The organism is Streptomyces sp. NPDC050636 (assembly GCF_040654775.1).
GTDB lineage: Bacteria > Actinomycetota > Actinomycetes > Streptomycetales > Streptomycetaceae > Streptomyces.
In genome coordinates this window covers 1-3689 of sequence record NZ_JBFAIP010000220.1, presented here as the reverse complement: position 1 = coordinate 3689, position 3689 = coordinate 1, and the positions used below count along the sequence as shown (strand labels likewise).

Genomic DNA, 3689 nt, shown 5'->3' with positions numbered 1-3689 from the left:
CGCCTCCAGCCGGGCCCATTGTTCGTCCGTCAGGTCTCCACGAGCCATCCCGAAATCGTTCCACAGTCACGACCAACATCTCAAACACGCCCTAGCGCTCTTCCCGGTAGCGGGTGCCTAGTTGGCTGGTCTGCTTGTATGTCACGGCGGTTCCTGTGCCGGCGATGTTGGGCGGGGCGGCGGGCCACGTCTGGATCAGGTACTCCTCGACCGGATCGGTGTCGTCGCGGGGGTCGCCGCCGTCGCGGTTCCTGCCGTACACACGGACCCGGTAGTCGTCGGCGCCGGCCAGCTCAAGCATGTCGGACCCGTTGGACCCTGTGGTGCCGAAGTCCATCAGGCTCGACGGCCAGACGACGGACAGCTCAGCGATGTCCTGCCAGTCGCCGGTGTTCAGCTGCGGCGGGCCGTCCCACAACTCGGCAGTCACGGAGGCGGTGCCGATTTCCTGCCCGCAGAGGATCCTCACCGCGTCACCTGCGGGGGCGGCGTCCAACAGGCCGTTGTGTGTCCAGTCGGGCTCGAACTCTGCCACCAGGTCGTCGCCCACCAGGTCGATCGTGGACGCGTCGATGAACACCTGCGGGTTGATGGCGCGCTGTATCAGCTGAGCCATGGGGTGCTTGTCCTTTCAGGAAGTTCTGAGCAGTGAGAGGGGCTGAGGCTACTGAGGCTGACTGGGGCACTCTCAGGGGGCATCTCCGAGTCGGCCCTCACGGCATGGTGAGCAGTGTTGCGAGTCTGGTCGACGGCGGGCGCGAGTGGTAACGAGGGGTAAACGGACACTGACACCGGCGCGGAACGAGGTCACGGAGTGAGGGCTGGGGGGTGGCCCACGTCCGGTCCGTAGGAGTAGGGGTGGTCATCTGACCAGTCGGGGTCCACCGCGCACGGCCCGCCGCTGCCGCCACTGAGCCGTTGGAACTCGGGTTCCCACGTGATGCCAGTGCCGTAGCCTCCCTCACGTTCGGCCGTGAGCTTCCACTCTTTGGTCTGTTGATTCTCCCCGTACTCCGTGATGCGCCATCCCTCCTTCTGAAGGTGCGCATGAAGTCTGCGCAGTGCGGTGAGAGCCTTGGTCTTGGACACCTTTGCCAAGGTCCAGCGGTGATGAAGCCGGTACGCGCCTTTCACGTGGTTATCGGCGATACTCAGCAATCCGTCGGGGTAGCAGTAGTCGGATCCGTAGGTGTTATTGGTGAAAACATCCACGTAGCCCGGTTTGACGGCGCGGTCGATGTCGAGCGCGGCGTACGCGTCCTGGGAGTAGGCCGAGATGCGGTCAGCCATCTTCTCGGGCTTGACATCGGGGTAAACGGAATCCGTGATGGCGGACAGGAAAGCCACCACGGCCAGTAGCACCACCGCTCCGCAGCCAATGCCCGCGGCCTTGCGTCCGCCCTTGGTGGGCGCTTCGCTCTCCGCGGTGCGCGGGGGCGCAGGCAGTGCTGAGGGACCGTCCGTATCGGCGAGGCTGCGCGCACTCTGCTCTCGCGGCGTTCGGGTGTCCGGTGGCTCGTTGGTCATACCGTCATCCAACGTCACTGGACGACCCGCAGCATGGGCGGTTGTACTCAGATGCTCTGTGCTACGACCCTCGGGGACATGGGAACGGTCAGCAGCGTCGGGAGGGATTTGCTCGGTGAAGAAGCTGAACACCTGCCATGCTATCCGGCGTGAACGGACCGGAGATCCACCTGAGTTTCGCCTCTGAGCTGCACCTTTTCGTCGCCGCAGGCCGCCGCACCGGCCGTGCGCCCATGGTGACCGACGGGGCGTCGACACTCGGCCATGTGGTCGAGTCGCTCGGCGTCCCGCTCACCGAGGTCGGGCGCCTCGTCTCGGACGGCCGTGAGGTCACCGCTGCCCACATCCCGACTGCGGGCGAGCATGTCGAGGTACGCGCCGTCGAACGCCCACAGCGGATTCCCGGCGCTCCGCTGCGGTTCCTGCTCGACGTCCACCTCGGCACCCTGGCGCGGCGGCTGCGGCTGCTCGGCGTCGACGCGGCGTACACGAACGAGGACCCGGGGGACGCCGCGCTGGCCGCCCTCTCCGCCAAGGAACAGCGGGTACTGCTCTCGCGGGACCGCGGGCTGCTGCAGCGACGCGAGATCTGGGCAGGGGCGTACGTCTACAGCGACCGGCCCGACGATCAACTCCGCGACGTACTCGGCCGCTTCGCCCCCGAGCTCGCCCCATGGACCCGCTGCACCGCCTGCAACGGCCCGCTGACCGAGGCCGACAAGGACTCGGTCCAGGACCAGCTCCACCACGGCACTCAGCGCACGTATGACGTCTTCGCGCAGTGCACGGAGTGCAAACGGATCTACTGGCGGGGCGCGCATCACGCGCACCTGGAGGCGATCGTGGAGGAGGCACTGCGGGACAGCGCCGTGTGAGGCCGTCGCCCGTGCGACGGGTGGCGGCCTCGCGGCGCCTGTCCTGCTCCGGGCCGACTACCGGGCCGAGCCGATCCAGATGCCGTCCTCGTGGTCCCCGTCGGGGCCGACCTCCAGTTGCAGCTCCTTGGCCCCGTCGCGGGAGACGGAGTAGGTGAACTGGCTCACCGCCTGCTTGCCGGGCAGCAGCTTTCCGGAGAACGGCTTTGTCGCGCTGTTGCCGTCGAAGATGTTGCCGACCGCGGCGCCGTTGGCGTCCCGCACAGTCGGCAGGGCGCTGGTGATGTCGATCGTCTTCTTGCTGCCGTTGACGATCGTGACCTTCACCTGGACCGCGAGGTTGCCCTTCTCGTGGCCGACGGAGTAGCTGTCCAGCTTGTACTGCGCGGGCTTGGCGACGGTGACCGTGACCCCGTCCTCGTACTTCCGTGCCGCACCGAACCGCAGCGGCTTGTGGGCGACGGGGGTCGAGGGGGCGGCGGTCGGCATGCCCCACCTGCGGTTTTCGTCCCTTGCCCGGTCGGCGGCGTGCCGCACGAACACCACGGTGAGGACCAGCCCGACGATTGCCAGCAGCACCGCGAGGCCGCCCAGGATGGTGCCGGCGAGCGCCATCCCCTTGTTCGTGGCCAGGCCCTTGCGGGCCCGGCTGTGGCCGATCAGACCGAAGATCAGGGCGAGCGCGCCGAGGATGCCCGACAGCCAGAACAGGAACGGGACGAAGCCGAGGACGATGCCGATGATGCCTGTGGTCAGCGACGCGACGCCAAGGCCGTTGTTCGCCTGCCGGGGAAAAGGGGAAATCGGCCCCCGGAAGTCGGGCGACGGGTAGTCGGTTGGCGGGGCCCACGGGTCCGGATTGGGAGCGCGGTCGGGCATGGTCATGTGCAGTCCTTCAAGGGAATTGGCTAACGGATCACCTTAACAAGTGTTTTACGCAGCATTTGCTTTTTTTGAGGTGAGACCGTCAGGAGGGCAGCGGTTCCTTCAGCCCTTCCTTCAGTCCTTCCTTCAGCCCTTCATGAACATCCCGTGGCGGATTTCGCGTATCCGGGCCGGCTTCCGGGGAGAGCCGGCTCCACCGGGCCTGTCGGCCTCTCGGCCTGGGGGCCTGCTGGTGAGTGTGGCGAGGCCGAGGAGCGGGGAATCGGTGTTACGGGTGTCAGCGCGGCGTTCGCGGCAACTCACATGTCCTGATCACCTAGACTCGGCGGATGGCGAAGTATTTCGACGTGCACCCCGAGAATCCTCAGCGGCGCACCATCGGCAGTGTGGCTGACAGTATTC

The 3689-nt window shown here is 66.8% G+C and carries 4 protein-coding genes; 1 reads left to right on the top strand and 3 read right to left on the bottom strand.

The annotated features are described in order from the left end of the window. Window positions 1–91 precede the first annotated feature (91 nt). Window positions 92–616, bottom strand: a complete 525-nt coding sequence (locus tag AB0I10_RS40710; protein ID WP_363157782.1) for a hypothetical protein — start codon at window positions 614–616, stop codon at window positions 92–94. A gap of 191 nt (window positions 617–807) precedes the next feature. Further along, a complete protein-coding gene (locus AB0I10_RS40705) occupies window positions 808–1527 on the bottom strand; it encodes a hypothetical protein (RefSeq protein WP_363157781.1) in 720 nt (239 codons plus the stop codon). A gap of 149 nt (window positions 1528–1676) precedes the next feature. Between AB0I10_RS40705 and AB0I10_RS40700 the strand changes: the two genes are divergently transcribed. Further along, a complete protein-coding gene (locus AB0I10_RS40700) occupies window positions 1677–2402 on the top strand; it encodes a Mut7-C RNAse domain-containing protein (RefSeq protein WP_363157780.1) in 726 nt (241 codons plus the stop codon). Window positions 2403–2459: 57 nt separating this feature from the next. Here AB0I10_RS40700 and AB0I10_RS40695 read toward each other — a convergent pair whose 3' ends face one another. Next, a complete protein-coding gene (locus AB0I10_RS40695) occupies window positions 2460–3287 on the bottom strand; it encodes a DUF4190 domain-containing protein (protein WP_363157779.1) in 828 nt (275 codons plus the stop codon). Between the last annotated feature and the right edge of the window lie 402 nt (window positions 3288–3689).

Coding starts and splice junctions, on each gene's coding strand:
- AB0I10_RS40710 (WP_363157782.1), bottom strand. CDS start 616: ATGGCTCAGCTGATACAGCGCGCCATCAACCCGCAGGTGTTCATCGAC.
- AB0I10_RS40705 (WP_363157781.1), bottom strand. CDS start 1,527: ATGACCAACGAGCCACCGGACACCCGAACGCCGCGAGAGCAGAGTGCG.
- AB0I10_RS40695 (WP_363157779.1), bottom strand. CDS start 3,287: ATGACCATGCCCGACCGCGCTCCCAATCCGGACCCGTGGGCCCCGCCA.